Origin of the sequence: Mesorhizobium sp. WSM4898 (genome assembly GCF_029625845.1) — a bacterium.
GTDB lineage: Bacteria > Pseudomonadota > Alphaproteobacteria > Rhizobiales > Rhizobiaceae > Mesorhizobium.
In genome coordinates, this window is the sequence record NZ_JARTVQ010000002.1 from 507600 (window position 1) to 525650 (window position 18051).

The 18051-nt window shown below is 65.7% G+C and carries 4 protein-coding genes; 2 read left to right on the forward strand and 2 right to left on the reverse strand.

Features of this window, described 5'->3' with window-relative positions; genetic code table 11:
- Positions 1-94: 94 nt before the first annotated feature.
- Together P9228_RS09890 and P9228_RS09895 are read right to left on the reverse strand one after the other, a co-directional pair.
- Positions 95-8014, reverse strand: a complete 7920-nt coding sequence (locus P9228_RS09890) for a translocation/assembly module TamB domain-containing protein (protein WP_278054039.1) — start codon at positions 8012-8014, stop codon at positions 95-97.
- 2 nt (positions 8015-8016) lie between these two features.
- A complete protein-coding gene (locus tag P9228_RS09895; RefSeq protein ID WP_278053226.1) occupies positions 8017-9945 on the reverse strand; it encodes an autotransporter assembly complex family protein in 1929 nt (642 codons plus the stop codon).
- Between the two features lie 278 nt (positions 9946-10223).
- Here P9228_RS09895 and P9228_RS09900 point away from each other — a divergent pair, with 278 nt between their 5' ends.
- Entirely contained in the window at positions 10224-15704 is a 5481-nt protein-coding gene (locus P9228_RS09900) for an alpha-2-macroglobulin family protein (protein WP_278053227.1), read from the forward strand.
- 163 nt (positions 15705-15867) lie between these two features.
- Positions 15868-17958, forward strand: coding sequence for a penicillin-binding protein 1C (gene pbpC, locus P9228_RS09905; protein ID WP_278053229.1), 2091 nt, complete (start codon positions 15868-15870; stop codon positions 17956-17958).
- The last annotated feature ends 93 nt before the right edge of the window (positions 17959-18051 follow it).

Here is an 18051-nt window from a genome sequence, read left to right on the forward strand (position 1 = left end):
AATTAACAGGGCAATCAAATCAAGACATTGCCGGCGGACAGGGACTCGTGCGCGCGCCAAACGTCCTCTTCAGCCTGCCGGGCGGGCAACACCGTCAATATTCGCGTTCGTAAAATACGCCGCCCTTGGCTTCGCCCGCGTCGTTGGCCTCGCCGCGCAGCTTCACGCCCCTCCCGACATTGAGATCGATCGTCGCCTTGCCGGAGCCCGGTTTGTCGCCCTTCTGGATTGTCACATAGGTACGGTCGTTGAGGTACTTGCCGGCCGAAACCGCGGTGCCCCCCTTCTCGTCGGTCGTCACGTCGAGATCGTCGATGCCGATCGCGCTGCGTAGATTGTCCAGCAGCGAGGTCGTGCCGCCGGCCCCTGCCAATTGCGCGGCCGCGTCGGCAAGCTGGGCGATCTGCAGCGGCGAGAGATTGGACATCGAGCGGCCGAAGATCAGTTGCGCCAGCACCTCGTCCTCAGGCAGCGCCGGTGCGGAGGAGAAGTTGAACTTCGGGTTGGTCGCTTCGCCCGAAACGACGATGGTGACGGTGGCGCTGCTGGTCGTCGTGGTCGCGGTCAGGTTGAGGTAAGGCACAAGCGAACCCTGGAACCCGACTGTGCCCTCGGTGAAGGTCAGCCGCTTGGCAAGGATCGTCAGCCGGCCGCGTTGCAAGGTGAAGGTTCCGACGGCCTGCGGCGAGGATGCCGGGCCGGTCAGCTTCAGCGAGCCGCCTAGCTCGGCATCGACGCCCCTGCCCTGGATGAAGATCTGATTCGGCGCGTTGACCGTCACGTCGAGGACAAGGCCGCTGCCGCTGCTGCCTCCGCTGCTGGATGTCGGCGGGTTCAGTGCCCTGTCCTGCGCGCGCACCGCGCGCGGCGGGTTCTTATGCTTCACATCCAACTCCGAGAGCGAACCGGGCAGCTTGTCCGGCACGGTGATGACCGTCCTCGCCAGATTGATGGTGCCGGCGAGCACCGGCGCCGACACGAGCGACCCCTTGATGGTCAGGTCGCCGCCGAGATTGGCGGTCACCACCCTGCCGTCGGTGTAGCGGGCGTCGGTGAGTTTTATCGACAGGTCGGCCGGAAAACCTTGCGCCGGCATGATGCCGACGGTGCCGCTCGCCGAAAGGCTGCCGCGCGTCGACAACGTGCCCGTCAGGCGATTGATCCTGGCGACGCCGCCGCCGATCGAGACGTCGGCCCCGATGTCGTTGACCGCCAGCCCGGAGCGCGCGTCTATGAGACGGGCGCCCGACGTCGTGACTTTGCCGCTGATCACCGGCGCGGATACAGGACCGCGCACCTGCACGTCGACATTGGCGGTTCCGTTGAGCGCCAGGCCTTGCACGGCGAGTTTCGAGGCAAGGAAGGAAAACGGCACCTTGCCTTTGAAATCGAGCGCGAGGGTCGGCCCGCCTGCCGTCGTCACCGTGCCGCCGCCCTTGAGACCAAGGCCCGCGCCGTCGCTGATGTTGGCGTCGAAGGCAAGCTTGCTGCCGGCAAAGGTTCCCGACGAGGATACGTTCATGCCGCCGAGGCCTGCGCCCCGCGTCTGCGAAGTCTGCACGCCCGAGGCATCGACATTGAAGGCGACCGTCGGAGTGGCCGGCGCGCCGGAGACCTTGACCGTGCCCGAGATCGAGCCTGCCGCATCGAGGCCAGGCGAGAAACTGTTTGCGAGCGAGACCGGCACCCTGGCCAGATTGGCGTTGATGTCGAGCGTCTGCGTGACCTTGCCCATCACCGTCGCCGTACCGCCGCCGAGATTGAGCACCAGCCGGTCGAGCGTCGTCGCGCCGTTGGCGATGGTCACGGTCGAGGCCTGCGCGATCGCCGCCTTGATGCCTTGCACCGTCGCTTGGCCCGACGCGAGTTCGACGGTCGTCGTGCCGTTCGCCACTTTCACCCGGCCGGCCGCTTTCGCCGGAATGTTCTTCACGGTGGCGCCGCCGGAAAAGCCGGTCCAGTCCCCGTCGCGCTTCAGGTCGACATCGATCCTGGTAACGGCAGTGCCGCCGGAGGTCACGCTGTCGGCGCGGATCTTGCCGGAGATGACAGGTGCTGCAAGGTAATTGGCGATCTGGGCGTCGATGGCGACTTTTTTGGCCGAGAGGTCGCCGCGCCGGATCGCCGCCGTCGTTGCCTTGACGGCGACGTTCGGTGCGTTGCCGGCCTTCGAGAAGGCGATCGTGCCGCGGACGTCGCCTTCCGCCTTTTCCAGCGCAAGCGCCGCCAGCGGCCCGATGTCAGGAAGATCGAGCGACACGGTGCCCACCGGCACGAAAGCTTCATCAAGCGCGAGGTCGCCGGAGATCTTGTTCGGACCGAGCGACAGCAGAAGCCCGTTGATCGCGCTCTTGCCATTGGCGGTGGCAAGCACGGCATTGCCCTGCAGCGGCTGTCCGGCGACATTGCCGGTCAGTTGCACATCGGCCGCCGGATTGGCGGCATCCGCCTTGCCTGTCGCGGTGAGCTTCAGTCCGGTGATCTCGCGCGCCGCCACGGACAGCCTGTCGCTGTTCACCGTCAGCGAGAGGTCGGGCGCCATAATCGGACCTTGCGCATTCAGGCCAAAAGCGATGGCGCCCTTGGCGTCTTTCGACAGCAGCGAAACGTCGCTCAACGCCCCCCTGATGTCGGCGGCAAGCTTGTTGTCGGCAAGGCTCGCCTGCCCGTCGGCGCTCAGCGCGCCCGAGTTGAGCTTCAAGCCGGAGACATTGACGTTGCCATTGACGTCGCGTTTCAGCGCGGCGCTCAATTGCGCGCTCTCGCCCAACATGCCGCGCACCGCCGCCGGCAAGGCGGAAGAAGCGACATTGGCGTTCACATTGAGGTCGAGGGCGCCGTCGCGCAGCGACATGCGGCCGGCGACCTGGCTGTTGAGCGCATCGCTCTTGAGCGAGCCGCTGTTGACGGCAACGGCGTCGCTCGTCAAACGGCCGTTGACCTCGGCCGTAACCTTGCCGGCAACCAACGGCGCGATCATCGGATTGTCCAGGCCGATCCTTTCGATCGACACCGTCCCGGAGACCGGGCCTGCCCGCCCCTTGAGATCGAACGCATCCGAATGCAGCGCAACGGCAAGGCCGTCCACATTCACCTGGCTGGCGGCAACCGAAGGCAGGATGGCGGAAGCCTCGAGGCGGGCCTGCGTGCTTTGGCCGGCTATCTTTGCCGACAATGACTGGACCTCGATCTTGACCGGGCTTTCGGCGCTGCCGATCGTCAACGGCAGGCTGGGTCCGGATGACGTCAGATCGAGCGAAAAATCGCTGACGCCGTTCGGATTCAAGGTGCCGGCGGCGTTGCCGGAAATCTTGTCGCCCGAAAGCGTTGCATGGTCCAGGGCCAGGCCGCTCGCCAGACCGTAGCTGCCGGCGGCATCCAGATTGAGCGGCCCAAGTCCGGCCTGGCGGGTCTGGCTGGTCTCGGCGCCGGCAAGCTTGGCGTCGAACTCGATATCGGGATTGGCCGACGGGCCCGTAACATGTGCCGTGCCTTCCAGCGTTCCGGCAGCATCCAGGCCCGGCACGAAATCATTGGCGAGCGCCGCAGGCAGGCCGGCGAAATTGGCCGTCAGGTCGAGGATCTGGCCGGCGCTGCCGGAAATGGTCGCCGAGCCGCCGCCGAGATTGAGCGCAAGCTTCTCGACGCTGGCGACGCCGTTGGCGATTGCAAGGCGCGACGGCTCGGCGATCGCCGCCTTGATGCCGCGCAGGGTCGCTTCGCCGAACGCGATCTCGACGCTGGTCTTGCCGTCGGCGATCTTCACGCGCCCGGTCGCGGTGGCCGGAATTCCGGATGCCGTCGCGCCGCCGGAAAAATTGGTCCAGTCGCCGTCGCGCTTCAGGTCGATGCCGATACCGCTGACCACCGTGCTGCCGGAAGTGACGCTGTCGGCCTTGATCGTGCCCGATATTGCCGGTCCCTTGAGATAATTGGCGATCAGCGCATTGACGGTGATCGCTTTCGCCGCCACTTCGCCGCGCGCGATCGATGTGCTGGCCGCATTGATGGTGAGGTTCGGAGCCGCGCCATCCTTGGCGAAGGCGATCGTGCCGTTGATATCGCCGGTTGCCGTCTGGCCGCCTAGCGCCGCCAGCGGGCCGACATCGGGAACGGCCAGCGTCAGCGTGCCAACCGGCAGGAACTGGTCGTCGAGCGCGAGGTCGCCCGAAACCTTGTTGTCGCCGAGTGCAAGGCTGAGGCCCTTGATCGCGCGCTTGCCGGCGGCGGTGGCAAGCACGGCATTGCCCTGCAGCGGCTGTCCGGCGACATTGCCGGTCAGTTGCACATCGGCCGCCGGATTGGCGGCATCCGCCTTGCCTGTCGCGGTGAGCTTCAGTCCGGTGATCTCGCGCGCCGCCACGGACAGCCTGTCGCTGTTCACCGTCAGCGAGAGGTCGGGCGCCATAATCGGACCTTGCGCATTCAGGCCAAAAGCGATGGCGCCCTTGGCGTCTTTCGACAGCAGCGAAACGTCGCTCAACGCCCCCCTGATGTCGGCGGCAAGCTTGTTGTCGGCAAGGCTCGCCTGCCCGTCGGCGCTCAGCGCGCCCGAGTTGAGCTTCAAGCCGGAGACATTGACGTTGCCATTGACGTCGCGTTTCAGCGCGGCGCTCAATTGCGCGCTCTCGCCCAACATGCCGCGCACCGCCGCCGGCAAGGCGGAAGAAGCGACATTGGCGTTCACATTGAGGTCGAGGGCGCCGTCGCGCAGCGACATGCGGCCGGCGACCTGGCTGTTGAGCGCATCGCTCTTGAGCGAGCCGCTGTTGACGGCAACGGCGTCGCTCGTCAAACGGCCGTTGACCTCGGCCGTAACCTTGCCGGCAACCAACGGCGCGATCATCGGATTGTCCAGGCCGATCCTTTCGATCGACACCGTCCCGGAGACCGGGCCTGCCCGCCCCTTGAGATCGAACGCATCCGAATGCAGCGCAACGGCAAGGCCGTCCACATTCACCTGGCTGGCGGCAACCGAAGGCAGGATGGCGGAAGCCTCGAGGCGGGCCTGCGTGCTTTGGCCGGCTATCTTTGCCGACAATGACTGGACCTCGATCTTGACCGGGCTTTCGGCGCTGCCGATCGTCAACGGCAGGCTGGGTCCGGATGACGTCAGATCGAGCGAAAAATCGCTGACGCCGTTCGGATTCAAGGTGCCGGCGGCGTTGCCGGAAATCTTGTCGCCCGAAAGCGTTGCATGGTCCAGGGCCAGGCCGCTCGCCAGACCGTAGCTGCCGGCGGCATCCAGATTGAGCGGCCCAAGTCCGGCCTGGCGGGTCTGGCTGGTCTCGGCGCCGGCAAGCTTGGCGTCGAACTCGATATCGGGATTGGCCGACGGGCCCGTAACATGTGCCGTGCCTTCCAGCGTTCCGGCAGCATCCAGGCCCGGCACGAAATCATTGGCGAGCGCCGCAGGCAGGCCGGCGAAATTGGCCGTCAGGTCGAGGATCTGGCCGGCGCTGCCGGAAATGGTCGCCGAGCCGCCGCCGAGATTGAGCGCAAGCTTCTCGACGCTGGCGACGCCGTTGGCGATTGCAAGGCGCGACGGCTCGGCGATCGCCGCCTTGATGCCGCGCAGGGTCGCTTCGCCGAACGCGATCTCGACGCTGGTCTTGCCGTCGGCGATCTTCACGCGCCCGGTCGCGGTGGCCGGAATTCCGGATGCCGTCGCGCCGCCGGAAAAATTGGTCCAGTCGCCGTCGCGCTTCAGGTCGATGCCGATACCGCTGACCACCGTGCTGCCGGAAGTGACGCTGTCGGCCTTGATCGTGCCCGATATTGCCGGTCCCTTGAGATAATTGGCGATCAGCGCATTGACGGTGATCGCTTTCGCCGCCACTTCGCCGCGCGCGATCGATGTGCTGGCCGCATTGATGGTGAGGTTCGGAGCCGCGCCATCCTTGGCGAAGGCGATCGTGCCGTTGATATCGCCGGTCGCCATCTGGCCGCCAAGCGCCGCCAGCGGGCCGACATCGGGAACGGCCAGCGTCAGAGTGCCCACCGGCAGGTACTGATCGTCAAGCGCGAGGTCGCCTGAAACCTTGTTGTCGCCCAGCGCAAGGCTGAGCCCCCTGATCGCGCGCTTGCCGGCGGCGCTCACCAACGACGCCTCGATGTCGAGCGGCTGCTCCTCGACGCTGCCCGTCAGCGAGATATCGGCCGAGGGGTTGGCGATGTCGGCTTTGCCCTTCGCCGAGAGCTTGATGTCCTTCACCGTGCGGCCGGCCGCCGTCAGGCTGGCGCTGTCGGCCGACACCGAGAAATCCGGCGCCCAGCGCGGACCGCTGGCGGTCAGCGCGAAATTGACCCCGCCGGCAAGCGGCGTGCCCGCCAGCGACGACAGCGCCGATACATCGCCCAGCGTTCCCTTGACGTTTGCCTTGATATCCGAGCCTTGCGCGCTGGCGGTGCCGCTGGCGCTGAGCGAGCCGGAGGTGAGTTCCAGCTCGTTGGCCGCGAAAGCGCCTTCCGGATCGCGGGTCGCGGTAGCCGAGAATTTCACCCGTTCGCCAAGCAGCGAGCTGATCTGCGGCGGCAGCGCCTTCGATACGGCGTCGGCGTTCATCTTCAGCGTCATCGACAGGTCGGCGAGCGAGACGCCGGCGGTCAGCGCGGCATTAAGCGCATCGCTGCGCAACGTGCCCTTGTCGACGGTGACGGTGTCGCGGCCGATCGAACCGGCGAGATCAGCGGCTAGCTTGCCCGTCACCAGCGGCGCCAGGGTCGCCACGTCGGTCTTCAGGCCGGCGGCCGCGAGCTTGACATTGACCGGCCCGGTGCGGGTCGCGACGTCGAAGCCGTCGGAATGGACCTGTCCCGTCACATTGTTGAGCTGCGTGCCGCCGACGGCGATCGAGGCCAAGGAGGTGCCGATGTCGACTATCGGCGCCTTGCCGTCGCCAAAGGCGCGTGCGGTCGCCTTCTCGACCGCGACCAGGATCGGCACCGCGCTGGTGCCGACGTCGATGGTGACGGGCTTGTCCTTGGCGGAGAGCTCGACGGCAAGATCACTGGCGCCCTTCGGGTCGACATTGCCGGTGGCCGTGCCGTGCACGGCGCCGCTCTCTACAATTGCGCGCTCGATATCGATCCCGCCTGTCGTGGTCGCCGTCCCGGCCACGTCGAAATTCGTCTTGCCGGCAAACAGCGACTTGAACTTCTCCGGCAGGAAGCGCTCGAATTCGCCGTCGCCTTTGGCCTCGATATAGTGGCCCTTGTCGCTCAACTGATGGCGGCCGGTGAGCTGGGCGACGATCTGACGGTCGACGACAAAGGTGCCGATGCCGTTCCAATTGGCGAGCGGCCCCGTGCCGGAGACGACGATATCGACGGGCGGCGCATCGGGGAGCTTGAGCAAATTGGCAATGATGCCGCCGGCCGGCTCCGATGCCTTGAGATCGAGGTCGAGCTTGTTGTCGGCCGGCGCGAAACGGACCTTGGCGTCGACATTGCCCTGCTTGCCGTCGCGGCGGGCGACTTTGAGCACCGTGTCGATTGCCAGCGGCGATGGATCGGCCTTGAGCGAACCCTTGGCGGCAAGTTCGGCAATGCCGCTGCCGGCGAGCTCTTGCCCGAGCGCGATCTCCGGCAGCTCGATCTCTTTGACGTCGATCGAGACCGGCAGACTGTTCGATGCGCCTTGCGACGGCTGTTGGCCGGCTCGTGGCAGCCGCGCCAACTCGATGCGCTCGGCTTCGATGCGATCGGCGCTGAAGTTGCGCGACAAAAGCGCCGTCGGCGACCAGTCGAGCGCCACCTTGCGCGCCACCAGCCAGGGCCCGGTACGATCCTCCAGCACGACATGATCGAGCCTGAGCTGACCGGACCAGATGCCTTCGATACCGCTGACGGTGATCTTGCGGTCCTCGGTCGAGGCCAGCTTCGAGATCAGACCAGCGAGATTCTGACGGCCGCCTTCGGTGCCGGTCAGCACGGCGAGGGCGCCGATCGCCACCACCAGCAACAGGAGCAGCGTGTAGAGGCAGATACGAAGGATGCGCCAGAATATCCTCATCATCAGAACGCCTGACCGATGCCGGCATAGAGGCCGAAATGCGGATCGCCCGGATCGCGGTTGAGCGGCACGGCGGCGTCGATGCGCAGCGGCCCGAATGGCGTAAGATAGCGCAGACCGACGCCGGCGCCGACCTTGACGTCGGAGAAATCGGGGAAGGATTTGGTCGAGACCGTGCCGGCATCGACGAACGGAACGATGCCGATCGTGTCGGTGACGGCCATGCGCATCTCGACCGAGGTCTCGAACAGGGACAGGCCGCCGATCGGCTGCCCGTCGATGTCCTTCGGGCCGATACCTTGATAGGCATAGCCGCGCACCGAGCCGCCGCCGCCGGAATAGAAGCGCCTGTCGGCCGGAACATTCTGCAGCCCGGTGCCAACGATCGAGCCGAGCGTGGCGCGTTCGGCGAGGACGAATCTGCTCGCCGTATCGAGCGACTGGTAAGCCGAGCCTTCGCCCTTCAACTTGAGGAATGTCGCGCCGTTCAGAATGTCGTAGCTCGGCTCGGCATAGGCGAGCGCCCGGAAACCCCTGGTCGGGTTGAGCTTGTTGTCGCGGCTGTCATAGACATATTGCAGCGGAATGCTGGCGATCAGATAGGTGTGCTTGCCGAAGGCGTCGGTGATCCTCGAGTAGTCGAGGTCGAATTCAGCCGAGACCCGCTGCCTCTTGTCGAGGTCGTAGGAGACTCCAACGTCGCCCTTGACCGAGAAATGGTCATAGGCGTCGGGGTGCTCCAACACGGTCTTGACGCCGGTGAAGAACTTGGATGTCGGCCCGAGCACCCCCGGCTTCTCGAACATGATGCCGGCATTGTAGTTGAGCGCGGAAATGCTGTTGCTGCCGATGCCGCTGATGGAGCCGTCGATGCGCAGCTTCTCTGCCTGGCCGAACAGGTTGCGGTGGCCCCAATAGCCTTCGAGCCCCAGTCCTTCCGTGTTCGAAAACGTGCCGCCGACGCCGAAAAAGCGCGGCTTGCGCTCGCTCACCTGGACGTCGATCGGAATGTTGCCTTGGGCGTCGAGGCTCTCGCCCTCCTTGATGGTCACGCTGTTGAAGACTTCGAGCCCGAGCAGCCGATCGCGGGCATCGTCAATCTCTTGCGGCGAATATTGCTGGCCCCGCTTTAGGTCGGTCATGTATTCGGTGAAGTCGCGATCGACCTTTTCGGTGCCCTCTACTGTGGTCTCGCCATAGCCGGCGACCGGGCCGGCCGCGACCGTCAGTGTCACGTCGAGCGTCGAGGTGTCATGGTCTGCGACGATCTCGCGATCCGTCACCTTGGCTAGCGGCCTGCCCTCCTCCTTGAGCGCTCGCACGATCGCCGCTTCGGCCTTGAGCACGGCACCCGAACTGGCGTCGCCGCCCGCGATCAGGCCGAAATCGGCGCTCGCCAGGCCGGCCGCGTCGCCTTTCAGTCTGATGTCGCCGAGGGTGAATTTCGGCCCGGCGGCAATGCTGACGACCACCGGAATGGGCTGCGGCCCCTTGAATTCGGCGTCCGGCGGCAGTTGGTCGATGGACTTGCCCTCTATGGTGATGGTGACCACGCCCTCGTAGCGGGCGTCGGCATAAAGGGCGGCAACCAGTTGCTCGCGGTCGCTGCGCGCCTTGGCCATCAAGCCGAGCGACCCTGATACCGGATGCTCCTCGTCATTTTTGAGCGCCGAGGCATCTTCCAGCTTCTTGACCAGATCCTTGTCGGCATCGGGAGCGTCCATGGTCACCGAATAGCGCAGCGGATCGACGATGTCGGCATCCTCGTCCTTGGACGAGCCCCAAAGCTTGATGCCGAAAATCTCGAAAGCAGCCGCCGGCCGCGCTTCGCCGGCGAGCATGGCCGCGCAGACGAGCGCCAAAAGCAGGGCGCGCGGAAGCCCGCGCCCTGGCGCGATCCCTCCTGACATCTGCGTTTCATACGCCGGCATTACGCTAACCTAGACGACAAAACTAAAATTGGAATGAAGTTCTGAAACGCTCGTAAAGGGGCCACAATCCAATTGTCTGAAATAGACCGGGCTTGGAATTCACACCTTTTGCGCCTTCGCAAGAAAGCGTGAACCCTTGTCCCATGGAGGTTCTGTCGAAATACCGGCCTGTGGCCGGCATGGAAACCGTTGGCGGGTTGAAAACCTGCCGTGTTCGGCGTTGACAAGCCTGTTTGATGCTTGATCATGCCCGGACGCTGCAATGTCGGGAGGGTGATATGGCAATGCGCGCGGCTCGTGGTTTCTCGTTCCTCATTCTTCTGTTCTTTGCCTTGAGCGGGGCCGCGCAAGCGGCCGAAGCCCGGCGAATCGTGACGACTGACAATTCCGACTATTTCGGTTTCGACCTCAGGTCCGACCAGAATGTCAGCCTCGACCAATGCAAGACCACATGCCTCGGCGATCCCGCCTGCCGCGCCTTCACCTACAACACCAAGGCCAAATGGTGCTTTCTCAAATCCGACTACAATCAGCTGAAACCCTTCAGCGGCGCCGTCGCCGGCAAAGTCGCAAACGTCGATGGCGACCCCGATATCGGCGCGCCGCCTCCACTTGCCTTCTTCCCCAACTGGATGGCCGATCAGGCCCAGCAGTTCCGCAACAAGCTGACCGATCCGGCCTATGACAAGCCGACCGAAGGGCTGGCCGCACTTCAAGCCGCGGCCGAGCAGGCAGCGCTGACCGGCGACCATCGCCTGGCCATGCAGAAATACCAGGCGGCGCTGTCTGTCCTGCCCGACGACGGCGCGCTCTGGCTGGCGCTGGCGCGCGAGACGCTCGGCGTGCAGCCGGCTTCCAACACCTCCGAACCCTCTACCCTGCCGGCAAACGTCACCTCGGCGGCCTTCAACGCCTATAAGCTGGTGCGCACGGCAAAGACCCGCGCCGAGGCGCTGGCGCTGCTTGCCGCCGGCCTCGACAAGCGCGACCTTTTCCGGCCGGCCATTCAGGCCTATGAGGCGAGCCTTGCGCTGGTGAACTCGCCAGCCGTGCAGGCCGACTACGCCGACCTCAAGGCACGCAAGGGTTTCCGCGTCATCGACCATTCCGTCGATGCCGATTCCTCTTCGCCGCGCATCTGCGCCCAGTTCTCCGAGGACTTGGTGAAGACCGGCGTCGACTATTCGCAGTTCGTCACCGTCGACAATGCCGCTCCCAAGGCTGTCGAAGCCAAGGACAAGCAGATCTGCGTCGAAGGGCTTGAACATGGCCAGCACTATGACGTGACCTTCCGCGCCGGTCTGCCGGCCGCGATCGGCGAGACGATTGCCGCCCCGGTCGTGCTGTCGATCTATGTCCAGGACCGCGCCCCGTCCGCCCGCTTCACCGGCGACAGCTTCGTGCTGCCGGCCGGCGCCCGCCGCGGCATTCCGGTCGTCACCGTCAACATGAGCGCCGCCAAGATGAAGCTCTACCGCATCGGCGACCGATCGCTGGCGCAGCTTCTGTCCGGCTACCAGTTCCTGCATCAGCTCGACGGCTACGACATTTCCACCATTTCCGACCAGATGGGCGAGCCGGTCTGGGAAGGCACGCTCGACATCGCCAACGACCTCAACAAGGAGGTCACCACCTCCTTCCCGGTCGACGAAGCGATCCCGCAGCGCAAGCCCGGCGTCTATGTGCTGACCGCCCAGCCGGTCGACGACAAGAGCGACGATTATGGTTCGCGCGCCACCCAGTGGTTCGTCGTTTCCGACATCGGTCTGTCCACTTATACCGGCCAGGACGGTCTCAACGTCTTTGCCCGCTCGCTGGGCTCTGCCAAGCCGATTGCCGGCGCCGAACTGACGCTGCTTGCCAAGAACAATGAAATCCTCGGCACGGCGACGTCCGACGCCGAGGGCCATGCCGTTTTCAACCCCGGCCTGACGCGCGGCGAAGGCGGCATGGTGCCGGCGGTGCTGATGGCCAAGCAGGGCGACAACGACTTCGTCTTCCTCGACATGGGCCGCGCCGGTTTCGATCTGTCGGACCGCGGCGTTGCCGGGCGTGCCGCGCCCGGCGCGCTCGACGTCTATGCCTGGACCGAGCGCGGCATCTACCGCGCCGGCGAAGACGTCCATGTCGCCGCCCTTGCGCGCGACGGCGCCGCCAAGGCGATCGAGAACCTGCCGCTGACCTTCATCTTCACCCGACCCGATGGCGTCGAGAACCGCCGTATCGTCAGCGACGGCGCTTCCGCCGGCGCCCATGCCGTCGATCTGTCGCTCGAGCCTAACGCCATGCGCGGCACCTGGTCGGTGTCGATCTACACCGATCCCAAGCAGGCACCGGTCGCCAGCCATATGTTCCTGGTCGAAGACTTCGTGCCGGATCGCATCGAGTTCGACTTGACGGCCGACAAGAAGGAAATCGCGCAGGGCGAGACCGCCAATGTCAGCGTCCACGGCCGCTTCCTCTATGGCGCGCCGGCCGCCGGCCTCGCGCTTGAAGGCGAGATGACGCTGTCGACCACGGACAGCTGGGATCGGTTTAAGGACTTCACCTTCGGTCTCGCCGACGAGCAGTCGGCCGAACCTTCGGTGAGGCCTTTGGCCAACCTTCCCCTCGTCGGCGGCGACGGCAAGGCGACCTTCCCGGTCTCGATCGACCAACTGCCCTCCACCACCAAGCTGATCAACGCCAAGGTCACAGTCCGCATGCGCGAAGCCGGCGGCCGTGCCGTCGAGCGCTCGCTCGACATCGCCGTCCATCCGGAAAAGGAGATGATCGGCATCCGCCCGGATTTCGAAGGCGGCGAGGTGCCGCAAGGCGGAACGGCGAAATTCAGCATCATCGCCGTCGATTCGAACGGCAAACGCGAGGAGCTGAAGGGCGCGCAGTGGTCGCTGGTCAAGGTCGAGCGCAATTACCAGTGGTACCGTTCGAACAATTCCTGGGACTATGAAGCGGTGAACCTCACCAAGGCCGTCGCCAACGGCCAGATCGACCTGAAAGCCGACGGCGAGGCGACCGTGTCGCTTCCTGTCGACTGGGGCCGCTACCGGCTCGAGGTCGAGAGGGCCGACCCCGATGGCCCGGCGACCAGCTATGAGTTCGACGCCGGCTGGTACGTCGCCTCCACCACCACCGAAACACCGGACGGCCTGGAGATCGCTCTCGACAAGGACACTTACGCCGCCGGCGAGGTGGCCAAGCTCAAGGTGTCGCCGCATTTTGCCGGCGAACTCCTGGTCACCATCGGCGCCGAGAAGTTGTTGAAGACCGTCACCGCTTCGGTGCCGACCGGCGGCAGCACCGTCGACATCCCGGTCGGCGACGACTGGGGAGCCGGCGCCTATGTCACGGCGACTTTGTTCCGGCCCGGCGATGCGCAGGTATCGCGCATGCCGGCCCGCGCAATCGGCGTCAAATGGCTGACCGTCGATCCGGGTTCGAAGAAGCTCACTGTTGCGCTTACGCCGCCTGAAAAGACGGCCCCGCGCCAGCAGCTGTCGATCCCGGTCGCCGTCAGCGGCGCGCAAGCCGGCAGCAAGGCCTATGTGATGGTCGCGGCCGTCGATGTCGGCATCCTCAATCTCACCAACTACAAGGCGCCCGATCCGGAGGACTGGTTCTTCGGCCAGCGCATGCTGGGTCTGGAAATCCGCGACCTTTATGGCCGCCTGATCGACGGTTCGCTCGGCACCACCGGCAAATTGCGGACCGGCGGCGACGGCGCCAACATGCAGTCGCAGGGCAGCCCGCCGACCGAGAAGCTGGTCGCCTTCTTCTCCGGCCCGGTCGAGCTCGATGCCAACGGCAAGGCGCGGATCGATTTCGACATCCCGCAGTTCAACGGCACCGTGCGCGTCATGGCCGTCGCCTGGACCAAAGAGGCCGTCGGCCATGCTCAAACCGACGTCATCGTGCGCGATCCGGTGGTGATCACCGCCGGCCTGCCGCGCTTCCTGGCGCCTGGCGATGCCGCGACCATGCGTCTCGACATCGCCGACACCGACGGCCCTGCCGGCGACTACAAGCTGTCGGTCACCACGACCGGCGATCTCTCGACCGGCGACAAGCCCCTGCCCGAGAAGCTGACGCTTAGCCAGGGCAAGCGGCAAGCGCTCTCATTTCCGCTGATCGCGCAGACGGCGGGCGACGCTTCGATCACCGTCAAGCTCGCGCATACCGGCGGAACGGAGGTCGAGCAGACGCTCTACCTGCCGGTGCGCCCGGCGCAGCTCCCGGTCACCAACCGCATGGTGGTCGACCTGAAGCCCAATGGCGGAGCCTTGCGCGTCGACAAGGAGCTGCTCGCCGCAAGCGTGCTCGACGGTGCTTCGGTCAGCATCGGCGTCTCGCAGGCAGCCGCCTTCGACGTCCCTTCGCTTTTGATGACGCTCGATCGCTACCCCTATGGCTGCGCCGAACAGACAACCAGCCGCGCCTTGCCGCTGCTCTATGTCAACGACATGGCCAAAAGCATCGGCATGGAGAGGGATCCGGACCTGCATGGGCGCATCCAAGATGCCGTCTACAAGGTGCTGAGCTACCAGGCATCAAGCGGCAGCTTCGGCCTCTGGGGCCCGGGGTCCGGCGATCTCTGGCTCGATGCTTATGTCACGGAGTTCCTGACCCGGGCACGCGAGCAGAAATACGACGTGCCGGCTCAGGCGATGAACCAGGCGCTGAACAACCTGCAGAACTCGCTTGGTTATGACCAGGACGTCCAGGATCGCGGCAGCGAGATCGCCTACGCGCTCTATGTGCTCGCCCGCAACAAGAACGCCTCGATCGGCGATCTGCGCTACTATTCGGACACGCAGCTCGAGTCCTTCTCGAGCCCGATGGCTGTCGCCCAACTGGCCGCGAGCCTGGCGCTCTATGGCGACACCCAGCGTTCGGAGGCGACTTTCCAGACGGCCTTGCGGCTGGCACAGGCAAGCACCGAATACGACTATTATCGCTCCGATTATGGCTCGCCCCTGCGTGACGGCGCGGCGATGCTTGCGCTGGCCGCGGAATCGAAGCCGGTGCCGAGCATCGTGCCGCAGCTGATCAGGCTGGTGGCGCGTGAACGCGCCGACGCCCGCTGGACGAGCACGCAGGACGAATCCTGGATGCTCCTTGCGGCAAGGGCGCTGAAGGAAGGCAACAATTCGATCACGCTTTCCGTCAACGGCGCGCCGCATACCGGCGGCTATTCCGATCGGGTTGCCGGCAACGACCTTGTCGACAGCCCGCTCGCCATCGCCAACACCGGCACGACGGCGCTGCAGGCGGTGGTCACCGCGGTGGCCGCACCCGTCGAGCCGCTGCCGGCCGGCGGCGACGGCTTCACCATCGATCGTACCTACTACAGGCTCGACGGCACCGAGGCCAACATCACCGAGGCCAGGCAGAACGAACGCTATGTGGTCGTGCTCAAGGTCTATGAGCAGAACAAATGGCCCTCGCGCCTGCTGATCACCGATCTGTTGCCGGCCGGCTTCGAGATAGACAATCCGAGCCTGGTGTCCAGCGCTCAGTTGTCGAACTTCTCCTGGCTGGCGCAGACCGACGCCGCGCATCTGGAGTTCCGCGACGACCGCTTCGTCGCCGCCTTCAATCCCAACGAAGGCGACGGCGACCGCAACATCACGCTGGCCTATGTCGTGCGCGCCGTGAGGCCCGGCACCTATGCCCATCCGGCGGCGACGGTGGAGGACATGTACCGGCCGCAATATTCGGCCCGCACCGCCTCCGGCATGGTGGAGGTCAAGGCGGAGTAAGTATTCCGACGCTGGCGATCACAAACATGGCGATAGCGCTGCCCCTCATCCGCCTTCCGGCACCTTCTTCCCGTGAAAGACGGGGAGAAGGGACAAGCTCCAGCGCTGACGCCCCCCTCTCCCCGTCTTTCACGGGAAGAGGGTCAGGGTGAGGGGCAGCACCATGCTTTCCAAAAGATTTTTGCGCCGCGCTGCCATAACGGCAGCTTCCTCCGCCGCCTGTCTTGCCCTTTCCGTCGCCGCTCTCTGGCAGCTCGACCGCGCCTTCCCGCCGCCGCTCCCGGCGCCGCTGACGGTCTCCACCGAAGTGCAGGACCGCGACGGCGAACTCTTGCGCGCCTTCGCGACGCCGGACGGCTACTGGCGGCTTGGGACCCGGCTCGACCAGGTCGACAAGCAGTTCGTCGACATGCTGGTCGCTTATGAAGACAAGCGCTTCTGGGACCACCGCGGCGTCGACATGCTGGCGCTTTGTCGCGCCGCCGGGCAGTTCGCCACCAGCGGCCACATCGTTTCCGGCGGCTCGACGCTCTCGATGCAGCTTGCCCGTCTGATCGAGCCGCGCGACAGCCGCAGCCTCGCCTCCAAGGCCAGGCAAATCCTGCGCGCCATCCAGATCGAGCGGCGTTTGTCCAAGCGCGAAATCCTCGAGCGCTACCTGACGCTGGCGCCCTATGGCGGCAACCTGGAAGGTGTGCGCGCCGCCTCGCTCGCCTATTTCGGCAAGGAGCCGAAGCGGCTGACCGTATCGGAAGCAGCACTTTTGGTCGCGCTGCCGCAGTTGCCGGAAAAGCGCCGGCCAGACCGCAATCTCGACATCGCGCATGCCGCGCGCGACCGCGTGCTCACCCGCATGGTCTCGGCCGGTCTGCTCAACGAACGAGAGGCAGCGCGCGCCGCGCTCGACGACGTCTCCGGCCTGCGCCGCAAGCTGCCGGCATTGGCAGCGCATGCTTCCTACGCCATGCTGCCCAAGGCTGAACCCGGCAAGCCGCTGCAACTCACCATCCGCCGCAGTGTTCAGCAAGGGCTGGAGCAGGTGGCGAAAGAGGCCGCCAGGAAGCTCGGCCCAAAGCTTTCCGTCGCCATGGTGATGGCCGATGCCCGCACCGGCGACATTCTTGGCGAAGTTGGCTCAGCCGATTTCTTCGACGCCAGCCGATCCGGCTGGATCGACATGACCAAAGTAGTGCGCTCGCCCGGCTCGACGCTGAAGCCGTTCATCTATGGGCTTGCCTTCGAGCAAGGCCTAGTGGCGCAGGAGACGATCATCGAGGACGCCCCCGCCGACTTTGGCGGCTACCGGCCGAAGAATTTCGACATGGGCTACCAAGGCGACGTCAGCATCAGGCAGGCGCTGCAGCTGTCGCTCAACGTGCCGGCGATCCGGGTGCTGGACGCGGTTGGTCCCGCACGGCTCACGGCGCGCTTCCGCCAGGCCGGCGTCAACCTGGTCCTGCCGCTCAACGAGGCGCCCGGGCTGGCGATCGGCCTCGGCGGCGCCGGGGTGACTTTGCGCGACCTGGTGCAGCTGTATACCGGCCTCGCCAATGGCGGCAAGATGCACGCGCTGCATGACGGCACCGAGCCCGCCGATGCCGAGCGCATCACCGCCACTATCCTCGACGACCAGGCCGCCTGGCAGATCGACGACATCCTGTCCGGCGTGAAGCCGCCCGAAGGTGCGGCCCAGCGCGGCATCGCCTACAAGACCGGCACATCTTACGGCTATCGCGATGCCTGGTCGGTTGGCTTCGACGGCCGCTATGTGCTTGGCGTCTGGGTCGGCCGTGCCGACGCCGGCCCGGTACCTGGCCTCTCCGGCTATGTTTCGGCCGCGCCCATTCTCTTCGAAGGCTTTGTCCGCTCGGGTTTGGCCAGCGTGCCGCTGCCCGGCCGGCCGCCGGGTCTCTTCAATCCCAAACGCGAAGAATTGCCGGTGACGCTCGCCCGCTTCGGCGCCGGCTCCGACGGGCTGGTGCAGGCAACGCCGACCGAGCCGGCGCCCACCATCGTCTTCCCGCCGGACGGGGCTCGCGTCGACCTCGGCACCAATTCGGCGGACGCTTCGCCGCTTGTGCTGAAGCTGCAAGGCGGGCGCGCGCCGTTCCGCTGGCTTGCCAACGGCAAGCCGCTCGCCGGCATCGACCGCCGCCGCACCGCGACGTGGCAGCCCGACGGCACCGGCTATTCGACGCTCACCGTTATCGACGCCGCCGGGCGCGCGGCCAGCGTGAAGGTTTTCGTTGAATAGAATCCGGCAAGCGATTCGGCGCGTTGCGCCTTTCAAGGGTCGAAAGGCACTTCTCTCGAGGCTTATTGCGAAGCGCACCCGTCCTTCAGCGGG

Coding starts and splice junctions, on each gene's coding strand:
- P9228_RS09890 (WP_278054039.1), bottom strand. CDS start 8,014: ATGAGGATATTCTGGCGCATCCTTCGTATCTGCCTCTACACGCTGCTC.
- P9228_RS09895 (WP_278053226.1), bottom strand. CDS start 9,945: ATGCCGGCGTATGAAACGCAGATGTCAGGAGGGATCGCGCCAGGGCGC.
- P9228_RS09900 (WP_278053227.1), top strand. CDS start 10,224: ATGGCAATGCGCGCGGCTCGTGGTTTCTCGTTCCTCATTCTTCTGTTC.
- pbpC (WP_278053229.1), top strand. CDS start 15,868: ATGCTTTCCAAAAGATTTTTGCGCCGCGCTGCCATAACGGCAGCTTCC.